General features: G+C 42.6%; 17 protein-coding genes. 4 read left to right on the forward strand and 13 right to left on the reverse strand.

All coding sequences use genetic code 11. The features are described from left to right. Window positions 1-38 precede the first annotated feature (38 nt). A complete protein-coding gene (gene dnaB, locus JMX96_RS05320) occupies window positions 39-1442 on the reverse strand; it encodes a replicative DNA helicase (RefSeq protein WP_057760393.1) in 1404 nt (467 codons plus the stop codon). A gap of 298 nt (window positions 1443-1740) precedes the next feature. On the opposite strand from dnaB, the gene pdxA reads away from it, so the two are divergent. Next, the gene (gene pdxA / locus JMX96_RS05325; RefSeq protein ID WP_201567908.1) at window positions 1741-2841 is read left to right on the forward strand and encodes a 4-hydroxythreonine-4-phosphate dehydrogenase PdxA; all 1101 of its coding nucleotides are present in this window, start codon (window positions 1741-1743) and stop codon (window positions 2839-2841) included. Window positions 2842-3002: 161 nt separating this feature from the next. Here the strand turns inward: pdxA and JMX96_RS05330 are convergent, their stop codons facing one another. Further along, complete coding sequence (locus JMX96_RS05330) at window positions 3003-3782, reverse strand: transglutaminase-like domain-containing protein (protein WP_201567910.1); 780 nt, start codon at window positions 3780-3782, stop codon at window positions 3003-3005. Between the two features lie 516 nt (window positions 3783-4298). On the opposite strand from JMX96_RS05330, the gene rsmA reads away from it, so the two are divergent. Continuing rightward, window positions 4299-5162 carry a 16S rRNA (adenine(1518)-N(6)/adenine(1519)-N(6))-dimethyltransferase RsmA gene (gene rsmA, locus JMX96_RS05335; protein WP_201567912.1) on the forward strand — a complete coding sequence of 288 codons (864 nt, stop codon included), beginning with the start codon at window positions 4299-4301 and terminating at the stop codon, window positions 5160-5162. A 141-nt stretch (window positions 5163-5303) separates the two neighbouring features. Continuing rightward, on the forward strand, window positions 5304-6140 hold the full coding sequence (locus JMX96_RS05340; protein WP_201567914.1) for a symmetrical bis(5'-nucleosyl)-tetraphosphatase: 837 nt from the start codon (window positions 5304-5306) through the stop codon (window positions 6138-6140). A gap of 1032 nt (window positions 6141-7172) precedes the next feature. Here the strand turns inward: JMX96_RS05340 and JMX96_RS05345 are convergent. The 9 genes from JMX96_RS05345 to JMX96_RS05385 form a co-directional block, all read right to left on the reverse strand. After that, on the reverse strand, window positions 7173-7532 hold the full coding sequence (locus tag JMX96_RS05345) for a hypothetical protein (RefSeq protein WP_102092992.1): 360 nt from the start codon (window positions 7530-7532) through the stop codon (window positions 7173-7175). Between the two features lie 193 nt (window positions 7533-7725). After that, entirely contained in the window at window positions 7726-10170 is a 2445-nt protein-coding gene (locus JMX96_RS05350; RefSeq protein ID WP_201567916.1) for a site-specific recombinase, read from the reverse strand. A 237-nt stretch (window positions 10171-10407) separates the two neighbouring features. Beyond that, a complete protein-coding gene (locus tag JMX96_RS05355) occupies window positions 10408-12192 on the reverse strand; it encodes an acyl-CoA dehydrogenase C-terminal domain-containing protein (RefSeq protein ID WP_101204979.1) in 1785 nt (594 codons plus the stop codon). A gap of 348 nt (window positions 12193-12540) precedes the next feature. Next, window positions 12541-14334 (reverse strand): acyl-CoA dehydrogenase C-terminal domain-containing protein, encoded by a 1794-nt coding sequence (locus JMX96_RS05360; RefSeq protein ID WP_101204980.1) that lies wholly within the window; start codon window positions 14332-14334, stop codon window positions 12541-12543. Window positions 14335-14956: 622 nt separating this feature from the next. Next, complete coding sequence (locus JMX96_RS05365; RefSeq protein WP_201567918.1) at window positions 14957-16669, reverse strand: putative bifunctional diguanylate cyclase/phosphodiesterase; 1713 nt, start codon at window positions 16667-16669, stop codon at window positions 14957-14959. 173 nt (window positions 16670-16842) lie between these two features. Beyond that, window positions 16843-17739: a 16S rRNA (uracil(1498)-N(3))-methyltransferase gene (locus JMX96_RS05370; RefSeq protein WP_201567920.1), complete on the reverse strand. Its 897-nt coding sequence runs from the start codon at window positions 17737-17739 to the stop codon at window positions 16843-16845. 300 nt (window positions 17740-18039) lie between these two features. Beyond that, a complete protein-coding gene (gene metF / locus JMX96_RS05375) occupies window positions 18040-18888 on the reverse strand; it encodes a methylenetetrahydrofolate reductase [NAD(P)H] (RefSeq protein WP_201567922.1) in 849 nt (282 codons plus the stop codon). A gap of 13 nt (window positions 18889-18901) precedes the next feature. Then, window positions 18902-20326: an adenosylhomocysteinase gene (gene ahcY, locus JMX96_RS05380; RefSeq protein WP_201567924.1), complete on the reverse strand. Its 1425-nt coding sequence runs from the start codon at window positions 20324-20326 to the stop codon at window positions 18902-18904. A gap of 352 nt (window positions 20327-20678) precedes the next feature. Next, the gene (locus JMX96_RS05385; RefSeq protein WP_201567926.1) at window positions 20679-22595 is read right to left on the reverse strand and encodes a TonB-dependent receptor plug domain-containing protein; all 1917 of its coding nucleotides are present in this window, start codon (window positions 22593-22595) and stop codon (window positions 20679-20681) included. Window positions 22596-23090: 495 nt separating this feature from the next. Between JMX96_RS05385 and JMX96_RS05390 the strand changes: the two genes are divergently transcribed. Next, window positions 23091-25016, forward strand: a complete 1926-nt coding sequence (locus JMX96_RS05390) for a mechanosensitive ion channel family protein (RefSeq protein ID WP_413786734.1) — start codon at window positions 23091-23093, stop codon at window positions 25014-25016. Window positions 25017-25076: 60 nt separating this feature from the next. On the opposite strand, the gene JMX96_RS05395 is transcribed toward JMX96_RS05390, so the two are convergent. Then, a complete protein-coding gene (locus JMX96_RS05395; RefSeq protein ID WP_201567930.1) occupies window positions 25077-25709 on the reverse strand; it encodes a DNA-3-methyladenine glycosylase family protein in 633 nt (210 codons plus the stop codon). Between the two features lie 207 nt (window positions 25710-25916). Continuing rightward, window positions 25917-26648: a Smr/MutS family protein gene (locus tag JMX96_RS05400; protein ID WP_201567932.1), complete on the reverse strand. Its 732-nt coding sequence runs from the start codon at window positions 26646-26648 to the stop codon at window positions 25917-25919. Window positions 26649-26755 lie beyond the last annotated feature (107 nt).

Below are 26755 nucleotides of genomic sequence, written 5' to 3' on the forward strand. Positions count from 1 at the left end.
TGCTTAGTATTGATCAGGCTTATAATTTATATGGTTAGTTACTCATCATTCTCAAAACTCACGCCTTGGTAGTACTCTGGCGTTAGATTGATAAAGCGGGTAAATTGACCTTCAAAGCCTAGACGAATAGTACCGATAGGGCCGTTACGCTGTTTACCAATGATGATTTCCGCCACGCCTTTGTGGTCCGAGTTTTCATTATAAACCTCATCACGATAGATGAACATAATCAAATCGGCATCCTGCTCAATCGCACCAGATTCACGTAGATCCGACATGATAGGGCGTTTATTTGGACGGTTTTCTAGACTACGGTTAAGCTGTGACAATGCAATCACGGGACATTCAAGCTCACGTGCGAGCGCCTTTAGACTGCGAGAAATCTCAGAAATCTCACCAACACGGTTACCATCTAGACTGGGTACTTTCATCAGCTGCAGATAATCGACTACGATTGCACCCAAGCGACCGTCATGGTTTTTGGCGATACGGCGGCAGCGAGAACGCATCTCAGACGGCGGTAGGGCAGTACTATCATCAATATATAAATGCTTTGATTGCAAATGTTGAATGGCGTTCATCATCTTTGCCCATTCATCTTCATTCATTTGCCCAGAACGCAGGTGCGTCTGATTAATCGCACCCCATGAGGACAGCAAACGCATGACGATTGATTCAGCGGGCATCTCCATCGAAAACACCACGACGGGCAAATCTTCATTAAACAAGATCCCTTCTGCCAAGTTCATCGCAAAAGTGGTTTTACCCATCGAAGGACGCGCAGCGACGATAATTAAATCACCCGCTTGTAGGCCTTGGGTTTTGTTATTCAGCTCGGCAAATGGTGTCTGCAAACCAATCATGCCATCGGGGTTTGATTTGAGTTCTTGAATCTTATCGATAACATTGGTCAAGACAGAGGTAATACCAACAGGTCCGCGCTGTTCCGCGCGCTTGTTATGCTGCTCATTGATACTAAATATCTTACCCTCGACATTGTCTAGAATGTCACTAACGCTTTGGTCTTTTGGATTATAGGCAAGCGTCAGCATGTCGTTACCAGTGGTAATTAACTGGCGCAGCGTTGATAGTTCACGCACACGCTGGGCATAGGCAGTCAGGTTAAACAAGGTTGCAGGACTTTGGCTCAAAATATCAGCCAAATAACTGTCCCCACCTGCACCTTTGAGTAATTTCTGCGCTTCTAACCAGTCGTGTACCATGACCGTATCATAAGGCTCATTCACTGCCGCCAAATGGGCAATGGCATCAAAAATATATTGATGTCGCCCAGCATAAAAGTCATCTTTGGTGACAATATCGGCAATCTTGTCGTACGCCTCTTCGATACTCATCAAAGACGCGAGCAATGCCTTTTCAATATCAATATTGTGCGGCGGTGTCTGATTGAGTAAGTCGTCGGTTTTGTCGTTTTCTGCCATGAGTGCCTAATGAGTTAAAATGGGTATGAAAAAGGATGTCGATGATAAAGCAATACAAACGTAGCGCGCCTCTACGATAGAAGTACCAAAACGCGGTTTCAGGTTTGTCTGTAAATGCTACAATCAGATGCGAAAGTTTAACACATAATGTGGTTTTTTAGACTTGATAAAGCACTAAATCTGAAGTGATTGTTTTTTATGAAGTAAGAGATACCATACAATGTCTAAGTAAAAAAACTTAGAATAATAATTATAAATACAATAAAATCAATAATTTGAATAAAATAAGGCTATTGTTATGACAGAAGAAAAGCGCCCACTATTAATCACTACAGGTGAGCCTGCAGGTATTGGCATGGACGTAGTACTAGGACTAGCAGCAGAGGGTAAGTTGCAAGATTTTTCTCGGCCAATTTGGGTGACTGCTGACGCTCAAGCGATGCAAACTCGCGTGGAGGAATTGATTGCATCTGGTGTGCTCAAAAGTACACCTAGTTGGCATACTATCAATACAGATATAAATGCCGATAGTTTCGATGTTAACTTGGTAGAGCAGATATCGCAGCAAGATATAGACGCTGATAGTGCTTTTATCCTACTAAATATCCCTTGTGCCGCACCCGTTGTCTGCGGGCAAATCAATATTGCTAACTCAGCGATGGTGGCTCAGCAGTTAGATATTGCTCATAAACTGGCAATAAATAATACAGTCGCTGCCATCGTCACCGGGCCGTTGCAAAAATCAGCGTTGATAGATGCTGGTATCAAGCTGTTAGATGGCACCATGTTTAGTGGTCATACTGAGTTTTTTATGCAGCAAAGTGGTTGTGAGAAGGTCGTCATGATGCTTGCCAATCAAGCGATGAAAGTCGCGCTTGTCACTACGCATTTACCATTAAAGGACATCCCTGCTGCCATCACCGCGGAGAACGTGCGCCAAACGGTACAAATTGTCATCGATGACATGAGAGAAAAGTTTGGTCTCGCGCAGCCTCGTATCTTGGTTTGCGGCCTCAATCCACATGCAGGCGAGGGTGGTCACTTGGGAAGTGAGGAGATTGAGATTATCAATCCCGTGTTGCAAGAATTCATCGATGCAGGTGTCAATATATCAGAGGCGATGCCTGCCGATACGTTATTTACCACCAGACATTTAGCAAACTGTGATGCGGTCATTGCCATGTATCACGACCAAGGTTTACCAGTATTAAAATCGCACGGTTTTGGTGATACCGTCAATCTAACCTTAGGCTTGCCTTATATTCGTACTTCTGTCGATCATGGTACGGCGCTAGACTTGGCAGGAAACGGCGGTGCGAGTGCGACCAGCTTATATCAAGCACTAAGTATGGCTAATGAGATGGCTGATAAGTCACTTATCGATGTACCTGCTGTATAAAATAGTGCTTATAGATATTTTTCACGTAGTACTTAATAATTTTATTATCAGTAATGCCTATCTAAAAAGGCAGCCACTTAAGACGATTTAGTAAAGTTTATATCGTGCATGACGGGCAGCATCTGTTTTAAACATAGGCTCGAAAGCCTAGGATCAGGACCCTAAGCTTGTCTGGTTACGGATACCGATTGGTTAATCAGCTCCATGGATCCGAACGAGGTTAAGAACGCGACACTGGACGCATCGGACCCAACACCGATGCGGGCCATTGTGTCGGCATCTGCCATGCCAGTCGGATCAATGAGGTGCCAGCTCCCTTCAAGATAGACCTCGGCCACGGCATGAAAGTCTTGCGGTGTCACATCGGGCGCATAAACACTCACAAACCTAGCTGGTATCGACGACGCGCGCGCTAGTGTTACGAGAACATGCGCAAAGTCGCGGCATACGCCCTGACGTTGAGCAAAGCTGTCGAGTGCGGTGGTCTGTGCATGGCTCGATCCAGGTACATAGCTAAATGCCGACTCGATCCAGTCGCGCATCGCGGCAATCCGTGCGCCGCCAGTGAGATCGCCAAACTCGGTGTCCACGAAGGCATGGAATTGTTCTGACGGGCAATAGTGAGACGGCATTAAATGCCTGATCGTCTCTCCGGGCAAAAGATGCAGGGGCGTTTGGGACAGTGCCGATATGTCTAAGGCAGGACGGTCAACGGCGATTTCTGCGAGATAAGTGCAGCTAAAATCCCCTTCAGCGTGAATCCAAATCCGCTCTCCTATGCCATCATCGGCGGTAACCCGTGAAAAATGCGCAACGTCTGATGTCCAAATTTCGGCTGACTGTACCCGTTGATCCGCAAGATCGGCAGCTTCAATCTGAAGCAAAAGATCCATTGGCTCTGAGAGTCGATAATGGAGGGTGACGTTAAGTTTCAGAATCATATGTGAATTCCCTAAGGGTATTTATCTGGCGGGCTGACGATCGCGTGGGGCTGAACCGCTCCCGACTATATCAGAGACTGGTTTACTGGAGTCAGACACCAATACCTGACAGGATTAAATTATCATAATACCGCTTTTCAGAATCAAAAGGTGAGACATAACCAATTGCGTTATGCAGTCGGGCTTTAATGAACCTGAGAAGTGTTAAAAATCGATTAATTATCGATTTAGTTTTACGCCGCGATTGTTATGAGGACTCCATCTTTGGACCTGTTTCTGTCTGCTAGCACTTGATTTGACGCTGCCATTTAGCATGATCAGAGTTTATATTATATGGATTTAGAGGTAAAAAGTTACCGGGTTGGTTACTCGAAAGCATGGCTCGTCTATCGATAATAATTATTCAAAAACACAGCCTAATTATGAGCTGTGGTATAATTTGTTATTATAAAGTCAGTATATCGCTGCCATTACATTATCATAGCCCATTTCTCCTTTATACATTAAGACTCTTTTATGTCCAAAACTTCATTTGATGCTCAAACTATTTCTAACAGCTTACGTACTGCCAAACATCAGCCGCGTAAGCGCTTTGGCCAGAACTTCTTGCATGATACCAGCGTCATTCGCGAAATCGTCGAAAGTATTCGTCTAGAGCGCGATGACAATTTGATCGAGATTGGGCCTGGTATGGGCGCATTGACCGAGCCGTTATTGGCAGAAGTGGATGCGATGACAGTGGTGGAGCTAGATCGCGATTTAGCAGATAGCTTGCGTATTCGTATTGGTGCCAATAGCCACCCAAACTTTGAGATTATCAAAGACAACGCGATGCATGTGGACTACCGTGAGCTATATAGTGAAGAGCGCGGTAAGCTGCGCGTGGTGGGTAACCTACCGTATAACATCTCAACGCCTATCTTATTTCATCTGCTTAGCTATGCCGATGTGATTCAAGACATGCATTTTATGTTGCAAAAAGAAGTGGTCGAGCGTATCACAGCCGACGTGGGTAGCAAGACTTATGGCCGCTTATCGGTCATCATGCAATACCACTGTGATACAGATTACTTGCTGACCGTTCCTCGCGGTGCGTTTAATCCACCACCCAAGGTGACCAGTGCCGTCTTCCGTCTGACACCGCATATCAACAAACCAATAGTTGCAAATGATGAAGAGCACTTTGCGATTGTCGTACGTGAGACTTTTAACCATCGCCGCAAGACGCTACGTGCTATCTTCAAAAAATCAACGTTGCTGCCGACATTGAGCGAAGACGATTTTGCAGCTTGTGGTATCGATCCGCAGGCACGACCTGAGACATTAAGCGTCACGGACTTTGTGAACCTAAGCAATCATTCACAACAGCTAGACGTATAATGTATTTTTGATACATAAAAGCATGCTACTAACCGTCAATTATAATGGCGGTTTTTTATGCTTTATTTTTATGACCAGTACTTAAGTATTTATTTCTTATCGAGCTGTCTTTAACTATCGTGTTTAAATCGTTGAGGTGTTATGAGTTTTCGCCATCAGTATGTTATCGGTGACTTGCAGGGTTGCTATGCTGCGTATCTACAATTGCTAAAGACACTGGATTTCGATCCTGCCCAAGACAAGTTATGGTTTTCTGGTGATTTGGTAGCACGCGGCGAGGACTCATTGAACACGCTGCGTCATGTCAAAGCGTTATGTGAGCAAGGCGCTGCGGCAACGGTATTGGGCAATCATGATCTTAATTTGATAGCTGTCTGGCGCGGGGCCGCCAAGCTTAAAAATAAAGACAAAACCGCACCTATCTTTGCTGCGGATGATTGTGATGAGTTGCTCGAATGGTTACGCAGGCAGCCGATATTAGCCTATCCTGATGAGTACACGGTGTTGGTGCATGCGGGTATTCCACCGCATTGGAGTATTGAAGCTGCCGCAGGATACGCGCAGCAATTAGAAGCTCAGCTGCAAAGTAATTTGAATCAGCTAGATCAATTGCTACCGAATCTATATAGCAAAGAAGCGGATGAGTGGCATGCAGGTATCGAAGGATTTACTAAGATGCGGGCGATTGCTAATTACTTTACGCGTATGCGCTTGTGTAAGCAGGATGGATCGCTTGAGTTTAGCTTTTCAGCAGGCTTAGATGAAGCTATGCCAAAGGACTTTTTGCCTTGGTTTGAGTGGCAAGTACCGCGCACTCGTAAGATACTATTTGGTCATTGGGCTGCGCTAAAAGGCGAGATTGATTTGCCACATGCGCACGCACTCGACGGTGGCTGCGTGTGGGGTAATTATCTATTGGCTTATAGATTGGGTGACGGCAAGGTTTTTACTTCAAGCGCACAGTGCCCGAGTCCATAAAGAGGGTTATAAGCGTCTTAATATACAAGGCTAAATAAACAGTCTGTTATAAGTAGTTCCATTATACCAGTCTGTTTTAAGTAGTCTGTTAATAGACTTAAAGGGTGAAATAACTGGTTTCGTTGGGGTATACCCTAATTTACAATCTTTACTTTGAATCGATAAGTACAAAAATATTTACTGATAATTTTTAGATGATTTACAAGATTCCTTGTAAAGGTGCCATTTTATTGACTTCTAATGGATAAAGCCAACTTACGCAAGAGATCTATTATAATATGAAATATATTCAGCCACTCCAGAACAAATAATACCAATGAAAAAAGTCATTAACCTCAAGCTCGGACTAGAGTAAGGAATTACTATCAAAGTGAATAACATAGATACTATTCCTCCAAAAATTAAGATCAGTCCTACCTCTGTTGCTTTATTATTAAATTTTAAAAAGAATAATAATTCTGAAAAAATATAAGTTATAAAAGCTGGAACACAATACACTAAACCTAAAACAGGTGACCCAAGTAAAGGAAATAAAAGACCACTCCATAAATCATTATGAGTATAAAAATTTTTATTCATTTGTGTTGTGAGCAATATATACAATATAAAAATAAAGCCTCCTATACTTGGTGCAATCAAACAATAAACGACGAGCTTATTCCTAAATATTTTCCTCATCATTTACATCCTTATGAGCTATGCTGAAGGAACCGTACAAGTAAACTTGGTAAACTAAGCGTATTAATCGGAGTTTATCATGACCAAGAAAGTAAGAAACTACAGTGACGAATTTAAAGTAACCGCAATATAAAGTAAATATTGAGTATGGCTACTATGTAGCGCACTGACCATAGACAGAACATGTATGATAGGTACACCATGAAGTACACTGTGGTTGTCTCAGCAAGTTAAAACCTTGATACCATTAGCTTACAGCCTAGTGTTCAAGTCCTCACTAGGGCACCGAACCAGTGAAAGCATCTGATTGGTTCGCTGTAGATACATCTTAATATGATAATACCTTTAAAGTATTTAGTTTAGCTGGTTCATATCCTTGTCTATCAGAGTAGAGTGGTCAATTTTAAATATTGGATACACATCAATAATAGTAAGTCTTTTAGCGTATAAATCCTGATAATTCAGATATTCTATAATGATCTGATTTTCATATATCATGACCCTCATCGCTCCTTCTTCATATATCTTAAATATTAATGCTTCATCTTGATATATATAAGCAGATATTGAGTTCTGAATATCACTGATAGAAAAAACCATTTTTTTATTTTGTGTATCAATGAATGTGGATTCTAGCAAACCATCATTATCTATATGACTCTCGCATCCAAACATCTCCATAAAATCTACATCTTTAGGATAAAAGAACGACATTTTCTTTCCTATGATCAAAGTCTGTGGTCAATTAACTTAGTACAATTTAGGATAATAGACAAAAGAATGCTAATTACATAGCCAATGCTTCGCTACCTTTATAGCGCATCGAACATACTCTGATAACAGACGTTATGACAAATAATTTTAGTAACAACAGTCGATCGAGCATAAAGCCACCGCAACTACCTATTTAACTAGGTAGCTTTGGTGGTTTTTTAGGTTTTGGTAGAGGTGTTTTTGCGTCACCAGTCTGCTTGTCATCAGAGTCAGTATGGTGTGGCTCATCACTAACAACATCGTTATCAATCGTACTTATCGTTTTGGTGGCCTTGTCGTATTGGATATCATCGGTATAAGGAACGCTGTTTAGTTCGTCATCGACTAAACCATCGTCCAAATCCATTACCTTTTCAGGAGAGTTGTACGGCTGCGTATGCTCATCTGTCGGCTGCTTTTCATAGTTGATGTCGGTATTCGTCTGGGAATGTTGAGCATCAGCATGTTTAGATTCAGGTAGTATCCTGACATCAGACAGACGCCTTACCACATAATTACTTGGTATAGATTTGCCGTTTTTTTGTGCGGAGGTATCATCAAATATCATATGGCCCTGACTATCGATACGCGCATATTTCATTGGCTTATCACGTGGCCAGAAAAAGTCAGACGGATGACTAATAATATGGCCAAACACCAGTTTTGTGAGGCGACTCCATTCAAAAAAGCGAACTTCTTTAGAACGTAGGGCGACAAACAGTGCCAACGAAAAGCTAACGATTAAGTTGACCAGACCAATAAGTGCCACGCCAAGTATAGAAATTAGGATGAGACTCCAGCTGATGTCATCAGCAGATATATTGAATAGCCCGTGTGCCAAGTTTGCTGAAGCAAAGGCAATGTGACGAATATCAATTGGTAAGCCGAAGATATAGCCGATAGTCGCGGTACTACCTAAGAACACCCCGAATAAGAAGTTACCCATGATAGCGCCCAAGTTGGCTTCTATAAAGCCGCCTAAACGTTGAAGCCATGAGCTAGGCAATATGTATTTCAACAATCTGTGACGTTGTATACGCGCGCCTACGTTGTTATAGACTGCCAAGTTATCGTAATAACCGGCAATCAAACCAGATAAGAACAGGTAAACCCCAGCAATGGCAGCATGGGGAAGTGCTAATGAGTGGAACGGGTCGAGATCATGTAGCAAGTGTCCTGCTTTTTCGGTATCGATCATTGGCGCACCAGTATATTGCAACCAAGCAAAAGAGATAATCAAAGCGACGGGTACGGCTAGCATGACGTTACCCATAATAGCGACAAACTGGGTACGCAAGATATCGACGACCAATTCTGATAGCTTGGTCAATTGATGTGATTTTTTACCAGAGCCTTCAGAAATGGTAGAGGCAATCGCCGCCGCGGTCATGGCTGGCTGCTTGGTAGCGACTGTGCCACGAATAACATGAATAAATACGAAACCCAAACCATAGATCATACTGTTGATGAACGCACGACCCATAGGTGCGAGCGCTAAGTGATACGCCAGTATTTTTATGGTTGCCATAAATGCGATGATAAAGCCACCGATAGAGGCTTTTTTGAGCATCTTTTGATAGCCAGCTTTATCGGTACTAATATAATGCTCACCGACGCGACTGGCATTTTCTGTGACTTTGCGAGAGAGCAGTTTGGTATTGTTATCAATCAAATAGCCAATACTATAGCGCTGATTGGCCGTAGTGATGAGTGCCTGTATCAGTTCGATAACAGCACGATCTCGCTTTTGATTATCGTCTGTGACCAGTTCAGTTAAAATCCGCATACGCTGCAAGCTTTGATCTAGACGCAGCATCATATTGGTCAAACGGATAGAGATACCTGTCTTATAAATCCGCTTACGTACGGTAGCGACGATATCTTCACACTGTTCGAGCATAACCAATAGGGGTGCAGGATCGACTGCTTGCTCGGGCGTGATATCTGTCAAGGTATCAAGCTCATGTGCTTGACGATATTGATTGACGAAGAGTACGGCTTCTTGATTTTGTGCAACAAAAGACGCGGAATAATTCAGTATCTGCGGATAGGACTCCATCAAATCAGGATGCAAGCCGATACCGCTGATGCGGTAAGATAAGATGATAATGGCGTTTAAAATACTGTTTTTTGCGGTAGCGACTAGGTTTAAATGTTTCTCTTCTACGCGAACCAGCTCAACCAGTTTGTCCCATTTTTCCTTTTCGATATTGGCCAGCCAGCGTTCATCAGAGCGTTTATTAAATAAGTAGCCAACCAGCTCAACGACAGAGTCATCTTGTGGTAATAATGGTAAAAATCTATGGCCAATTAACCGGCGTAAACTATTGAAGAAACCTTGGTCGGACATGATACCAGTATCGGTATAGAGCGCAATTTGTCGATATTGAATAATCAGTTTTAGCACGAAACTAGACAGCCCATCTCCATATTCTGGATGCTGATGTATGATATCAATAAGGGATTGAATTTTTTCGTTGGCCAATGCAGGTTCTTTATCACTGACTCGTAGCTCATCAATCAAGCGTTTGAGTACCGCAGGATCTGGCACGTCGCTCAAGGCGGTAATCTGTTGTAAAATGCGTTTTAATTCTGACACGTCGCACCCTTTATCATGGTTGTTTCAATCGTTTTTATTATTTAAATCGGTATAAGTGGTTAAGTAATGTTTGCCAATCGTTCAATTGTAGTCGAGCGACATCTTGTCTTGCGTTATTTTAATCGGAACTGCCTATTGATATTGAATTATTTTGTTAGCAGTTATTTTGACAAAAAAAAGGACAGTAACACGACTGTCCTTTTAATCAAGGTATTTTAGGTGAGTTGTAAAGCTAGCTTAGCTTGCAGGAACGTCGAAATAAGCAAGATCAAAGTTCATCATTGGGTCACTACCAGCTTTGACCATTTGTGCATGCGCATCGATACGCGGTAAGACACGACCGACAAAGTAATCTGCAAGCTTGGCTTTATTGGTATAAAACTCACCTTCTTTCCCATTGGCAGCTTCTACCATCAATGCAAACATGTATGAGTAAGCAAGGTAGCCAAACGCATGCATGTAGTCAACCGCACAGCCATTGATTTCGTTTTTGCGTTCGCCAATGTTGTTAAGCACAGTGGTGGTTAGCTCTTCGATGGTATCTGCTGCATTTAACGTAGCTTGTTTGATAGCATGATCTGCTTGCATATTGCTAACAAAGTCACGAATCTCACCTAAGAAATGAGTGACGTACTTGCCGTTGTTACGAGCAACTTTGCGACCTAATAAGTCAAGCGCTTGAATACCGTTGGTGCCTTCATAAATCTGTGCAATACGTGTATCACGAACGATCTGCTCCATACCCCATTCACGGATATAGCCATGACCACCAAAGACTTGCTGACAATCAACAGTGGCTTCTAGTGCTTTATCAGTCAGGAACGCTTTAGCAACCGGTGTCAGTAGGGCAACACGAGCCGCAGCAGCTTTGGCTGACTCAGGATCGGTACTAAACTTCTCTTCATCAAGGTTTTTGGCAACGTACATCGCAAAACAGCGCGAAGCTTCAGTGTTTACTTTGGCATTCAATAGCATACGACGGACGTCAGCATGATGGATAATAGCATCAGCAGGTTTTTCTGGGCTTTGTAGCTGTGTATCGCTACGACCTTGACCGCGGTCATTGGCATATAACGCTGCATTTTGATAGGCAAGCTCAGAACCACCTAAGCCTTGCAAGCCCATAGTGACACGCTCATAGTTCATCATGATGAACATTGATGATAGGCCAGTGTTTTCCGCGCCAACCATCCAGCCTTTGGCATTGTCAAAGTTCATGACACAAGTCGCAGAGGCTTTGATACCCATTTTGTGTTCGATAGAGCCTACCGCTAACGTATTGCGCTCGCCTAAGCTACCATCTGCGTTGACCAAGAATTTTGGTACGACAAATAGCGAGATACCTTTTGAGCCTTCTGGTGCATTAGGTGTTTTTGCCAATACCAAATGAATGATGTTATCAGTAAGGTCATGCTCACCACCAGTGATAAAGATTTTGGTACCAGAGATATCATAGCTACCATCATCATTAGGCACGGCTTTGGTTTTGATAATGCCCAAATCAGTACCAGCATGCGGCTCTGTCAAGCACATGGTGCCCGCCCATTCGCCATTGTACATTTTTTCTAGATAAGTTTGCTTTTGCTCTTCAGAGCCAGCCGCATTTAAACAAAGCGTCGCACCGACTGTTAGGTTTGGATACAGGGCAAATGATTGGTTGGCAGTGAAAACCATCTCTTCGGTGAGCATGGTAACCATTTTAGGGAAGCCCTGACCGCCGTATTCAGCATTACCGCTTAAACCAACCCAGCCTGATTCAGCATATTGCTTGTAGGCTTCTTTAAATCCTGTCGGAGTCGTGACGACGCCATCACCTTCGAAAGTTGCGCCTTCTTCATCACCGCTACGGTTAATAGGAAGTAGAATGTTTTTTGACAGTTTTCCCATTTCTTCTAAAATCATATCGACAGTTTCCATGTCGACATGAGCCAAGTTTTCGTTGTTTTGCCAAAACTCTGGCGCTTTGAATACGTCATTTAAGATAAAGCGCATGTCATTAAGAGGGGCATTATAAACAGCCATAAACATTCCTTTGGTTCAAATAATTAAAATTGAAGTTGTTAAGATTATCAACTGTTTTCTTGGTATAACCTTAGCGATTAATAATCAAAGTTTAACAAATAAGCTTGTGAGCGAGTGTATTTCTTCGTGAATTGTGCGTACACCAAAAGTTAGCAACGGCTATTGAAGTGCTTATAGACACCTCACTGATAACTAGAATGTGAGAAGGTAGACAGGTCGGTACTTATAGACAGTTGCTATAGACAAAACTATTTTGATAGTTGTCATAAGCACGCGCAAAACAAAGCGGCAACACACCGAAGTATATTGCCGCTCAAGACTATACGATTGCAAAGTTTAGCGCTTTAATCAAAAGGCAAACTGATCAACGTCCATGCTCATGTATGGCTCTACACCAGTGCTGATACGCTGTACGTGCGTAGTAGTACGTGGCAATAGCTTAGCAAAGTAGAACTGAGCCGTTTTAACTTTAGCGTCATAGAATGCTTTTTCGCCAGTACCGTTTGCGATAGCAGTCTGAGCAACCAGTGCCATACGCGCCCATAAATAGGCTAGGGTCACATAACCACTGAAATACATATAGTCTACTGCAGCGCCGCCGACAGCATCTGGAGTTTCAGTTGCTTGCATACCGATGCGTGCAGTTAAATCGCCCCATTCTTTAAGATGCTTGGCAAGTGGGCGGATAAACTGACCCATCTCGTCATTTTCTTTGTTTTCTTCACAGAATTCTTGGATAACGTTTACAAAGTTCGCAAGTAGCTTACCTTGTGAACCCAAGACTTTACGACCTAACAAGTCAAGCGCTTGAATCTCTGTGGTACCTTCGTATAAGCAAGAAATGCGTGTATCACGTACGTTCTGCTCCATACCCCATTCGCTAACGAAACCATGACCACCATAAACCTGAATACCATGGTTAGCGGCTTCTAGACCTGTTTCAGTCAAGAACGCTTTAGCAATTGGCGTCAGTAGTGACAACATTTGATCAGCAAACTTCAACTCTTCGCCTTCGCCTTTTGCGACGGTATCTGCAAAGTGTGAGAGATAATAAACTAGCGCACGACCACCTTCAGCAAAGGCTTTTTCAGTCAATAGCATGTTACGAACAGCTGGATGTACGATAATAGGATCAGCTGCTTTCTCTGGTGCTTTCGTACCTGATAGTGAACGCATCGCTAAGCGGTCTTTTGCATAAGTCAATGAACCTTGGAATGCATACTCTGCTGCAGTCAAACCTTGTACAGCAGTACCGATACGTGCCACGTTCATAAAGGTGAACATGCACTGTAGGCCACGGTTTTCAGGTCCAATCAAGTAACCCGTTGCGCCATCGAAGTTCATGACACAAGTTGCAGAGGCTTTGATACCCATTTTGTGTTCGATAGAGCCACAAACGACATTGTTGCTTTCGCCAACGCTACCATCTGCGTTTACCGTCATTTTAGGAACGATAAACAGGGAGATACCTTTGGTGCCAGCAGGAGCGCCTGGTAGACGAGCCAATACAATGTGGATAATGTTACCGGTTAGGTCATGCTCACCGGCAGAGATGAAAATCTTTTGACCTGTGATGCTATAGCTACCATCTTCTTTAGGCTCAGCTTTGGTACGGATAATACCTAAGTCAGAACCCGCATGCGCTTCAGTTAGACACATGGTGCCTGACCATTCGCCAGTGACCATTTTTTCTAAGTAGGTTTGTTTTTGCTCGTCAGTACCATGATGCTCGATGGTTTGGATAGCACCATGTGATAGGCCAGGGTACATAGAGAATGACCAGTTAGCCGTACCAACCATTTCATTGATGACAGTAGACAATGAGAAAGGCATGTTTTGACCGCCAAAATCTTCTTCAGCAGATAAAGCAGGGAAGCCAAGCTCACAATACGCATCATAAGCTTCTTTAAAGCCTTTTGGCGTGGTGACCTTACCATTGTCAAACTTACAGCCTTCAGCATCACCGCTTTGGTTCAATGGTGACAGTTCGTTTTCAGCAAAGCTTGCAGCCATTTCAAACAGGCTGTCCATTAGCTCACGGTCAGCTTCTTGGAACGCAGGCAAAGTTTTGTAGTGGCTTTCACTATCGAGTAGTTCATGCATAACGAATTGGATATCACGTAAGGGCGCTTTGTATTGCATAACTTCCTGTCCTTTTTGGAATGTAACCGATTATAGCCAATAATGAGCATATGGTCGCACTATCCTCTAGTGCGTTATTCTTACCTAGTCAATCTGAAAATCTAAATAAATGATAAACAGTAAAGCAGGTCAACCATGCTATCGATTACATAAAATAGTGTTGAAAAGAGTGGTGATTGTCAGAGTCAATGATAGATTAAATGTGCTCTAACAAATTCACTATAAAAGATAGGCTTTCATAGGTGATTATACAAGTTTGGTGACAGGACTGATAAGTCATGAACCTATCTTGCATCGGTTATGCAATCGACGTTAGGCGCTAAGAAACAGCAGCATTAAGCATATGAAAACTCTAATGTTACTAAGACAGATAGTCCTTTATATGATTAGTATTAACATGAAAAAACGACAGCCAAAAAAATAGCGTTTGCCATAAAGACAAACGCATCGGTATAAATTACAACACTATTTGGTAGAACCGAGTATGTAAGTTATTTCACAGATATAAACGTGATAAACATTAAACATGCTCGTATGCTAGGAGTCTGAACATAGTAGTTTATGATTAATAGCGAATAGCGAATAGCGAATAGCGAATAGTGAATAGTGAATAGCTTAGCGTTTACTCAGAAGCATTTTGTTTAATCAGCATCGCAGTGGCGACATCAGCAGCCACGGGTTTGCTAAACCAATAGCCCTGACCAATTTTGCAACCCATATCTAACAACACATCGCGCTGCTGCTCAGTTTCGATACCTTCAGCCACGACCTGCATATCTAAAGCGACTGCTAAGTCTAAAATGGCTTTTACAATCGCGTACTGGGTACGATCGGTTTCAATATTGGAGATAAAGCTCTTATCGATCTTGATAAAATCAAATGGGTATTCTTGCAAGTAGCTCAATGATGCATAACCAGTACCGAAATCATCGAGCGCTAGACGTACGCCAAGCTCTCTAAGCGAGTTAAGCTGTTTTTTTACATTATCATGACGCTGAATCAAAGACGACTCGGTCACTTCGATATGTAACTGATGGGCAGCAACGTCATTCTCTGTCAGTAGTGTGCTGACCATATCAAAGAAGTCAGGGTGGCTAAACTCAGCGGCATCAGCGTTGATACAGACGTGTTGATGGAACCCTTGCTGTTGCCAAACGGCTAGTTGTTTGACAATTTTAATGGCCAGTTGCGAAAACAAATCAAAGGAGAGCTTGTGCGCGATAATGGCATTGATAAAATGAACGGGTTTGAGTAATCCGCGAGTAGGATGTTGCCAACGTACCAATGCTTCAAAACCTGTGATAGCCCCAGTCTCTAATGAAAACTTTGGCTGATAATAGGGAACGAATTGACCTTCAAGGGTAGCAGTCCTAAGCTCAGACTCTAGCTCTAAGCTACCAGCGGTGGCGCTTTCAATGGCCTCGTCGTACCAGCGAATATCATCGCCACCATGCTGCTTGACATAGTCCAATGCTTTTTCTGCTTTGGTCAATAAACCCGTTATTTCGTTATCGTCTTTTGGAAAACAGCTGACACCCACAGAAATATGGTAATAGATATTTGTATCTGTCGCATGGCTCTTATCAGTAGAGAAGGGACGCTCACACATTTGCATCAGTGTGTCTAGCTGATGACGTACCATATTGGCATCTTTAACTTCAAACAGTAGCGCAAAATCATCACCACCAAAGTGAGAAAAAGAGCGTAAATTATGCAGTTTGAGCTTTTCGACTTCTTCTACAAAGTTTTTTATCAAATCATTGGCACCATCAGGCCCTAGTAGGCTGGCAAGATTGCGATAGCGGTCAATATTTAAGCGTACAAGGACAACCTCTTGGTAACTATCCAATAGCATGTCACTTGTCTGACTCAAAAATACCTTGCGGTTAGGGAGACCTGTGAGCTGATCATAGTTGAGTAAATGCGCGACCTGTTTTTGGTCTTTGATAACCGATGACATGTCACGTAGCATACCCACATGGTAGGCCGTCTGCTCGACATAAATCTTGCGATAAGTGACATGGCAATCAATAGGCTCGCCATAACGATTGATCATCGAAAAATCAAGTTCGTAAAATCCATGACTGTCTAGGTTTTTACTGATGTCTTTCAAGATCAGCTGCTCTGCTTCTGATAAAAACTCAGCAGCATAAATACCAAGTGGCCGACCAACCAAGAACTCTTCTTTGTAGCCAATCATAAGCTCATAACTGGCATTGACCGCTAAATAACGTAAATTATCATCTAATACAAATATGGCGTCTTCAAGCTGTTCACATAGCGTACTCATCAACTGCTGCTTGATTGATACTGGAATAGTGTCAAAATTGCTCATAATAGTGGCTCACAAAAGATAAGGGCTTATAAAAATAAGAACTGCATTATCAATTTATTAACATTGAGTTGGCATCGCATTTTACTATGTACGATACAGAACAGACGTTATTTTTGACTATAAGCATAAAAGATAAAAACTACGATAGTCAGGCTAGTACTTATCAGTTTTTACTAGGTGCTTAAAGCATGTAGAGTAGCTAACGCTACCACTGGTGCAGTCTCGGTACGCAAGACCCTTGTGCCGATTTGCCAAGGCTCAAATCCAATACTCTCCGCCTGCTGACATTCATCGTGACTCAAACCACCTTCAGGCCCGATCAACAGTTTGATATAAGGGGTCTGTTGTTTAAGAATATCAGATAGAGCGTTAGGCATGGCAGGTTGTCCTGCTGCTGGTACACTCATCTGCATACATAGATCTGGAGCGTTTGCTAATACTTGATAGTAAGAATCAAGACTAAGCACAGAAACAATAGAACTGACGGCCATTTGCGTCTTTGTAACGTCAGTAGCCATAGTCTCAGTAGTCTTAGCGTCAGAATTGGTATTACTTAGCCATTCGTTAATAGATTGTGGCGCAAGAATAAGAGGTGGACGATTAAGGCCACATTGTTCACAAGCGGCAATCGCCACTTGTTGCCAGTGCGCCAGTTTCTTTTCAACTTGAGCAGGTTTTAATGTGACTTCGCCATGGTGGCTGCTGAGCAACTGAATGGCAGTCACTCCAAGCTCAGTTGCTTTTTGAATAGCGTAATCCATACGCTCACCGCGGCTCATTACCAAACCAATCTGGGTGATAGTAAGCGGCGTACGATCGTCGTCTATATGTGTAAGCAAAGTAGCAGTGGCATTTTTTTTACTAATTGCCTGTAGCTCTACTGTATATTCGCCGCCAAATCCATCGAACAAAATCCCTTGATCACCAATATTGGCACGTAGCACACGGCACCAATGATGGACAACACTATCGGGTAATTCGACATCACTACCTAGCGGTAACTCACCCAATTTAGGTAGTGATGAGGCATCAGCATTGTCGTTGTTAACGGCATAAAAAAAACGTCGCACGTGGTCTTATTCCTATTATTTGATTGAGTGTAATTATTATTAGATCTATAGAATATCACTTGAGCCAATTAATGACATTTGTTTTATGAGAATTTTTCTTAATAAAGAAAATTATTTTTAGAGCAGCATTATTACACAGTGAAGAAATTTTTAAAAATCAAATAAGATAAAGTGTATGAATAAAACGGTAAAGGGCTATTGGTCAAAATTTTGACAATAAAAAACTGGCGCTCCTAGAAGCGCCAGTCATTAATAATATATTCAGGAATGATCGAGGGATATTTTAGAATGCTTACAAATTTAAGCAGTCAATCCCAATGCTTCTACCAAGCGTTTGTTTGGCTCAATTTTGTTCATGCTATAAAAATGCATAGCAGGTACGCCCTCGGCAATCAAGCGTTCACACAAGCGATAAACCACATCAAAGCCAAACTCACGAATAGCCTTACGGTCATCACCAAAATCCGTCAGCTGTTTACGTACATAGCGTGGAATATCAGCGCCACAGCTATCAGCAAAACGCAAGAGATTGCTCGAATTAGTAATTGGCATGATACCAGCGACCAAAGGCTGAGCTACTGTATCAATACCGCGTTTCTCTAACTTATCACGCAAGTACAGATAGCTGTCAGCGTTGTAGAAAAACTGGGTAATCGACGCATTGGCACCAGCTTGGTATTTATTTACCAAGTTATCAATATCAAACTCAAAGCTACGTGCTTGTGGGTGCATTTCAGGGTAGGCGGCCACTTCGATATGGAAGTGATCACCTGAATGCTCACGAATGTACTTTACCAAATCTACCGCAAATGGTAGTTCACCCATGCCCACCTGACCTGATGGCAAGTCGCCGCGTAGCGCTACTAAACGTCTAATACCTAAAGTCTTATAATACTCGAGCAATTCAGCGATTTCACTTTTATCATCACCAATACAAGACAGGTGCGGCGCGATTTCAGTGGTACCACGCGCACTTAGTGCCTGTACGATATCTAAGGTGCGGCTACGGGTTGAACCGCCCGCACCGTAAGTTACCGAAAAATAAGCTGGTGATAACTTATTAAGCTCATCATAAGTGCTAAGAAGCTTTTCGTGACCTTGCTCGGTCTTTGCAGGAAAGAACTCAAAGGAGAAAGCAGGCTTACTCACAGTCAGGCTCCTTTTAGTATTTATAAGCGTCAGGCTTGAATGGACCTTCAACTGGCACACCCAAATACTCAGCTTGCTTTTGGGTCAGCTTAGTTAGCGTACCGTTAAAGCCTGCAACCATCGCAGCGGCCACTTCTTCGTCTAACTTCTTAGGCAATACTTTTACGTATAGGTTGTCAGTACGTTGGTCAGCTGGCAAGTCAGCGAATTTTTCTTCGAACAGATACATTTGAGCCAATACTTGGTTGGCAAATGAGCCGTCCATCACGCGTGATGGGTGACCAGTTGCGTTACCTAGGTTTACTAGGCGACCTTCAGCAAGTAAGATCAAATAATCGTTCTCATCGTCTGAGCGGAAGATTTGATGAACTTGTGGCTTAATCTCAACCCAGCGCCAGTTGTCACGCATGAATTGTGTGTCGATTTCGGTGTCAAAGTGACCGATGTTACATACAACAGCACCAGGCTTAAGGGCTGCTAGCATATGACGGTCACAAACATGGTAGTTACCAGTAGTCGTGACGATCATGTCAGTGTCTTCAAGCAAGCGCTTGTTGATGCTGGCTGCGCCGCCAGTATTGTCACCGTCGATGTATGGTGATAAGACTTCAAAACCGTCCATACATGCCTGCATAGCACAGATAGGGTCAACTTCTGAAACACGTACGATCATGCCTTCTTGGCGTAAGCTTTGCGTAGAGCCTTTACCTACATCGCCATAACCGATAACCAAAGCACGGCGACCAGCAAGGAACATATCGGTAGCGCGTTTAATAGCATCGTTTAAGCTATGACGGCAACCGTATTTGTTGTCGTTTTTAGATTTGGTCACTGCATCGTTGACGTTGATGGCTGGTACTTTAAGTGTACCTTTACCAAGCATCTCAACCAAGCGATGAACGCCAGTAGTGGTTTCTTCTGAGATGCCATGAATGCTATCAAGAAGCTCTGCATAATCGCTGTGAATTAAAGCAGTTAAGTCACCGCCGTCATCTAAGATTAAGTTAGCATCCCAAAGTTGGCCTGACGCTTCGCCGCCAACATGTACTTGCTGACGTAGGCACCATTCATACTCTTCTTCTGTTTCGCCTTTCCAAGCATAAACAGAGATACCAGCAGCAGCAATTGCAGCAGCAGCATGGTCTTGAGTTGAGAAGATGTTACATGATGTCCAGCGTACTTCAGCACCTAGAGCGACTAATGTCTCGATAAGTACGGCAGTCTGAATAGTCATGTGGATACAGCCAGCGATTTTCGCGCCTTTAAGCGGCTGGTCTGCTTCGTAGCGACGACGCAAGCCCATTAGGGCAGGCATTTCGGCTTCAGCAAGGGTGATTTCACGGCGGCCGTAATCAGCAAGGCTGATGTCAGCGACTTTGTAGTCAGTGAAAGAGGGATCGATCGTATGGGCAGATGGTGTAGTAGACACTGCGTCCATAATATGCTCCTATCAGTGGTTAACGAATGATAAAAAGAATAAAAACGCAGGTGCCGTTGTTTGCGCTGTGAGTGACCAAAAACATGGACTATCGACAGTTAACCGAGCCTAACATAACCTGTGATTGCATAACTATAGAACGTTAATGCAGTAAATCACTGTTATGGCGCAACACCTCTCGGAGGTCGTTATTGTAATAGATGAGTGGTTAATTGTCACCTATTGACTGAGATAAATGATAAGCAGCCATGGCATAAGTACCTGTGTATTTTTCATAGGTATAAAAAAAGGCCACCTTTAGATGACCTTTTATATTTAATTAAGCGCTAGATTTTTATAGTGCTAAGTCAGCTTAGTACCAGTTATAAGTTAGAGAAGTAAAGTAGTTGATACCGTCAGTATCATAACCAGGTAGCGTGATGTATTTCTCATTGGTGATGTTATCCAAACGAGCAGTCATAGTAAGATTATCAGTTAACTGATAGTTACCGCTAATATTGAACAATCCATAATGATCGACAAACTGCGACTCTGCATTAACAGTATTACTATAATAATCGCCTACGTATTCATACTCGGCACGAATATCAAAGCTTGATAGACGATAACCTGCATAAATCAGACCTTTGTGCTCAGGGCGAATGGCAAGGAAATTACCATCATTACTACCACCACTGCTATCTTTTGCTTGCTGGTGGTCATAACTCGCACCAAATAAGTAGTCATCGATTATCCAGTCTGATGTTAGCGTGATCCCTTTGATTTCAGCTTCATTGACGTTTTCGCTAGCACCTGCATATGGGTTGCTAGGAGTGGGGTTTGATACATAGCTGATTAGGTCGTCAACTTTATTATGGTAGCCAGTCAAGCGTGTAGATTGAATAGTTGTGTCATATTCAATAAATGCTTCATAGTTATCGCTGGCTTCTGGTGTTAGTTCAGCATTGCCGCCGAAAGGTGAATATAAGTCATTGAAGCTAGGTGCTCGGAAACCTTTAGCATAACTGGCACCAATACGTAGGTTAGGATTGATGTGTAGCGCACCACCTAGGTTGTAGGTAGTCTCATCACCATACTGTGAGTTATCATCATAACGTAGGTTTGCTTGTGCATCGAACTTATCGTTGGCTAGCACATAACCCAAAAAAGCACTGGTGACATCACGATCATCAATATCATAGTCAGTGGTATCGATACTTTGATTTAAGTATTCTGCGCCGTATATACCTGTACCGATAGGTAGTGAGTGCTGACCTACTAAGCTAACTTGATCTTGTTCGGTGTCATAGTTGCTGGCATAGGTTTCTGTATCTATATTATCAATAGAATGACCATATTGCAGCTTCACTGAAGAGCCTGGTTGATAGCGCCAATCGACAAAGGCTTGAGCTGCGCCCGTCTCTTGATCAGAATAGACATTCTGCGCCGCACCATTATCAAAATAAGTTGTTGACTCACTATACAAGGCACTAGCGCCTGCTGACCATTGATCGTTAATACGTTGATTCAAAGCAATGCTCACATTATCACTTTCAAAACCGTCATCATCTTTGTTGTAAGGAGCATATTGGTTACTAGGATCGGGTAGCGTGGCATTGATACCGTCTGTTTCATTGTGGCTGGCTGATAGGCTAAGGGCTGTGCCAGTATCATTGGTAAACTGTGCACTCGCGCCATATAGGTACTGATCATTCGAGCCGACACCCGCAGTTACAGAGTAGTTAGTCTTTTCAACATTGCTGCCTTTGGTAAATACTTGAATGACGCCGCCCATTGCATCTGCACCATATATACTAGAGCCTGACGCGCCGTATAATATTTCGATACGATCGATCTGGTCTGCTGGTAGTAAGTTTAGGGCACTAGTACCTGTACTTAATGAGCTATAGCGTATGCCATCAATCAGTACTAAGATCTGCTTGCCATCGTAGCCACGCATATAAAGGTTTGAAACCGTCCCCATGCCGCCGTTTGTATAATGGCTGATACCAGGCTGGCGTTTTAGTACTTCTAATACTGTTTGACCTTGATAACGTTTGAGCTCTTTACTATTTACAACACGTGTCTGAGCAATCACATTACTGACTTTAGTAGGTGTGCGAGTCGCTGTTACTACGATTTCGTCAAGCTCAACTTGTGGTAAGTTACTATCGTCAATGGAAGTGTTTTCAGAAGTGGCTGCCATTGCAGTATTTACTGCTAGTAAGCCAAGCGCGCTCAAAATACTTAAACGAAGATAGGTACGTGAAGATGCACGTGATACAGACATAGTCGATTCCAAAGTAATCAAGTTAAAAATGCAGAAATGAGAGGTAACTATTATGACGTAAAAGGGGTCAAAAGTTACAAAAAACAGTATATAAGCAAAACTGTGCTCATTATCTACAAATTGTCCTGCTTTATAAACTATTTTAACCTAATGTTTACTCAGGTTAGGCTGAATGTTATTCAGGTTAGCTTGCTAAATAGTCAGTTAAAAATTACTTTACTTAGAAATTCTAGGAGAAATAATTCAACTTTATAAGAGAAGCCTATCCTTAAAAACACCTATTATTAGAAGCACACCTAGAGTAAGAAACCAAATACCAATACAGTTAGCTACAAAATTGCGTAATCAAAAGCACTGCTGTTATAAATAATTGTTACTATAGTATGGACGCCACCTGTCATTTATCATGCCATTTAAACTAAGAGGTTTGTTTTGTCTATCAAGCACAATCTGACTCCCAGTCCTTCGCCTAATTTATTCCCTGTTATTACTAAGATGCCATTTATAGTCGCAATGCTATTACTGACTATGCTGTTGAGTATTGCCTTGCCAAATAATGCCTATGCTGTCGAGGCTGGTGCGCTTGGAGTGGGTAATGACAGTAGTGGAGAGACAGTAAGTACGCCATTGCCTGATTCATTCGGACGAGATACGCCGCGTCATACGGTACAAGGATTTATCAGTGCGTTGGGCGAAAATGATTATTTGCTGGCAAGTAATTATCTCAACTTATCAAAGTCCGATAACCCAACGACCGTTGTGCGACAGTTCAAACAGGCACTGGATGCAGGAGGGCGTTTTCAGCCGGATCTACAGATTAGCAATTCACCTGAGGGTAATCTAACTGACCAACTGCCACCTAGCCAAGAAAATGTCGGTGTGATTAATATCGGGGAGCGAAGTGTTCCGCTATTGCTAGAAAGGGTGGTCTCAAAACAAAACGAACAATATTGGCAATTCTCTAGCGATACACTGACCTCAGTACCAGAAGTGATAGAAAATACTGAGCCGACCTTGGTCTCTCGCTATACGGTTGATTCTTTAGATGGTAAAAAGCTTTTTGGCTATCAACTAGCTGATTTGGTCGCCGCGCTCACTATGATTGTGACCAGCTTTGTACTCACTTATGTCGCGGTATGGTTGCTGTACCATTTATTAAGGATTGTCTATCCGTACTTGCGTGGTACGCCATTGCCGTTACCTAATAAGGTAATATTGCCACTTTCTGTGGTCATTATGGCCCTGATACTATCCGAGGTGATGGTTTATGCAGGCGTATCGGTGACCCTGCGTGAGCCGGTCAATCGCTTTACGGATATCGCTTCTTGGTTAGCGCTGACTTGGCTACTATTGCGAGTGATCGACGCGATATTTACCCGAGCGGTAAATCTAAGCTACAAGAAAAACTATACTGAGCGAGTCTCAATTTTGGGACTGCTGCGTAAGGTCGTCAAAGCGCTATTACTGATATTTGCAGTGATTGTTATTTTTGGCAATTTGGGTTTTGATTTGACCACTGGTATTGCCGCACTGGGTGTGGGTGGTTTGGCGTTGGCCCTTGGTGCGCAAAAGACGATTGAAAACTTAGTTGGTAGTGTCGTCGTCGTCGCAGATTCACCTGTGCGTATCGGTGACTATTGTAAGTTTGGTACTTACGAAGGCACAGTTATTGATATTGGTATTCGCTCATCGCGCGTACGAACCTTGTCGCGGACGATTGTTACGGTACCAAATGGTGATTTTTCATCGATGCAGATCGAAAACTTTACCTCTCGCGATATGTTTCGTTTTTTCCATTACTTATATATTAAGCGTACCGCTGATCTTGACGTAATATTCAAAATGGTTAATGACTTGGATGAATTTATAAAAGAGCATGATTTGACCAATCAAGAATGGAATCAGGTCAATATTTTGGAGCTGCGCCAAGATTGCTATGTTATTCAGTTGCAAGCTTATGTGAATGCTATTGGTATCATTGAGTTCTATGACAAACAAAACGCTTTGTTTGTAGATATATTAAAGAAAGTCGCGAAATATAAAGTAGAACATGCATTGCCGACTCAGCAGTTGATTGTTAATCAAGCTGAACTTGAACATCATGTGGGAAGCAGTACTGATGAATCAGCAGAAGGAAATGAATCAGATAACAGTAGTAACTCTGCTAGTAATGAAGTGTCTGATAACAAGGAAGTAAACACAAGCGTATACAGGAAAGATTACAACGACGATGGCGTTAATCTTCGTAAAGATAGCGACAAGGCTAAAAATGATGCTGTAAGTCACCACAAATTCTCTATGGCGACCGTCAGCAGAAGTGGTGCGCTTAAGGCACTAAAGCATAAAAGTCATATGCTAAGAAAAAGCAAGTTTAAGCATACTAAAAACAAGTCTGGCTTTTCTATATGGAACCAGCCTTAAAAGAGACTCTTTGCTCACGAATGGTAGTGAATAACACTAGCTCAGTTTTTGCTCAATTAGTTATAAAGGTAGTGCGGTTTTATCACGTAATGAGCCGTAGTACGACCAAAGCAATAGACTGGCAGCGCTGCGATAAGGTGACCAGTGCTGAGTTAGATCTTTAAGCTGCTTGGGTGTTGGGCGCTCTGCTAAACCTAACAACTCCATGGCTGCAACTTTAATGGCCAAATCATCGACAGCAAGTATGTCTGCACGTTTTAATGAAAATAATAAATACATCTCAGCTGTCCAACGCCCAATGCCTGTCACAGCTGTCAAAGTTGTTATGACTTCTTCATTTGGTAAGGTTTCCAATGCTGCAAAGTCTATATCATGATCCACTAAAGAGCGTACATAACGAGTTTTCTGCTTAGACAATCCTTGCGTCTTCAAACTATCGTCTGTCGCTTCACGTATAGCTTGCGGTGTGATCAATTCTGCATCAACCAGTCGTTTCCAAATGCTAGCAGCGGCAGCTACTGATAACTGCTGACCAACCATCGCCCTCATTAATTGCTCAAAACCACCTGCGTTATGCCTAAGGTTAGGTGTGCCAACCTGCTTATGCACAGAAGCAAACCTTGGTTCAAGTACGATCAACGCAGCAATCTGCCGTTCTAGTTCGTTGGTGTTTTCAATAGTCTGTATGCTCATAGTGATTTCGCTTTGCTAATTAGAAGGTGCTCAAGTCAATATATTAATAGAGGATGAGAAGCTAACATTAAATGGAATGTACATTAAAGAGAGCATTCATTAAAGGAAGCATTGTTGCAGTCTACGTCTAAACCATTAGTAAGTGATAAAAAAAGGACTGCAAATAAGCAGTCCTTTTTATGTAGTACCGTATAACTAACAGTAGACCTATTCGCCGTCTGCTTTAGGTTTTTTAAGTAGTACTAGTACGGCACCGTTACCACCATCTTTTGGTGGCGCAGAGCAAAACGCCAGTACTTCTGGCAATTGACGCAACCAGCCATTGATACAGGTTTTTAGAATCGCTTCACTACCTTTACCATGGACGATTTTTACCATAGTTTCGTTGTTCTGCTTGGCTTGGCTCAATAGTTGAGTCATCGCTTCGCGTGCTTCTTCTATCGTACAGCCATGGATATCTACCGCATCATACCAACGCAGCTTGCCTTTTTTGAGCTGATCAAAGATTTTATTTTGCAGTGTAGGCTGCTTATAAGACAAATAAGCTTCAGCAGCGACAGGGTTTAGTAGTGCTTGCATATCTGACAAGCCTGCGCCTAAATCACTGGCTTCACTACCTTGAGCCGCCGCACGTTTTGATAGTGTCGCTGCATCAGGTTTGCCTGCTCTAGTTGCACTGGCAGGTGAGCGAACATTTTTATCTTCTAGCTGATTGACACCATGCATGGCTTGCATAAACAGAACTTTATCGTCATCGATATGTTCACTATCTAGCTGCTTAACTGTCTTTTTTACTTGTTTTTGAGTCGGTAGCGACACCGGATCAGTTGGCTTTTGATTCTCACCTTCAGGTGAGTTGGTATCACGGCCTTTGCTCAGCTGGCCTTTGAGTTCTTTGAGCTGATCTTGCATTTCTTTTGAAAACAGAGAGTTTGACATAAAAGTTAACGTATCGTTGATTGATGAATGGTTGATTGAACTATGTATATAGCGCAGACATTGTTCAAGCTATTGAGCATTTATTGAAGCATAAGTTATTGAGTTAC

This window comes from Psychrobacter sp. JCM 18900 (assembly GCF_904846625.1).
Classification (GTDB): domain Bacteria; phylum Pseudomonadota; class Gammaproteobacteria; order Pseudomonadales; family Moraxellaceae; genus Psychrobacter.

Bases quoted from the DNA above. Each gene is read 5' to 3' on its own strand.
- dnaB (WP_057760393.1), bottom strand. From the start codon at position 1,442: ATGGCAGAAAACGACAAAACCGACGACTTACTCAATCAGACACCGCCG.
- pdxA (WP_201567908.1), top strand. From the start codon at position 1,741: ATGACAGAAGAAAAGCGCCCACTATTAATCACTACAGGTGAGCCTGCA.
- JMX96_RS05330 (WP_201567910.1), bottom strand. From the start codon at position 3,782: ATGATTCTGAAACTTAACGTCACCCTCCATTATCGACTCTCAGAGCCA.
- rsmA (WP_201567912.1), top strand. From the start codon at position 4,299: ATGTCCAAAACTTCATTTGATGCTCAAACTATTTCTAACAGCTTACGT.
- JMX96_RS05340 (WP_201567914.1), top strand. From the start codon at position 5,304: ATGAGTTTTCGCCATCAGTATGTTATCGGTGACTTGCAGGGTTGCTAT.
- JMX96_RS05345 (WP_102092992.1), bottom strand. From the start codon at position 7,532: ATGTCGTTCTTTTATCCTAAAGATGTAGATTTTATGGAGATGTTTGGA.
- JMX96_RS05355 (WP_101204979.1), bottom strand. From the start codon at position 12,192: ATGGCTGTTTATAATGCCCCTCTTAATGACATGCGCTTTATCTTAAAT.
- JMX96_RS05360 (WP_101204980.1), bottom strand. From the start codon at position 14,334: ATGCAATACAAAGCGCCCTTACGTGATATCCAATTCGTTATGCATGAA.
- JMX96_RS05365 (WP_201567918.1), bottom strand. From the start codon at position 16,669: ATGAGCAATTTTGACACTATTCCAGTATCAATCAAGCAGCAGTTGATG.
- ahcY (WP_201567924.1), bottom strand. From the start codon at position 20,326: ATGGACGCAGTGTCTACTACACCATCTGCCCATACGATCGATCCCTCT.
- JMX96_RS05385 (WP_201567926.1), bottom strand. From the start codon at position 22,595: ATGTCTGTATCACGTGCATCTTCACGTACCTATCTTCGTTTAAGTATT.
- JMX96_RS05390 (WP_413786734.1), top strand. From the start codon at position 23,091: ATGCCATTTATAGTCGCAATGCTATTACTGACTATGCTGTTGAGTATT.
- JMX96_RS05395 (WP_201567930.1), bottom strand. From the start codon at position 25,709: ATGAGCATACAGACTATTGAAAACACCAACGAACTAGAACGGCAGATT.
- JMX96_RS05400 (WP_201567932.1), bottom strand. From the start codon at position 26,648: ATGTCAAACTCTCTGTTTTCAAAAGAAATGCAAGATCAGCTCAAAGAA.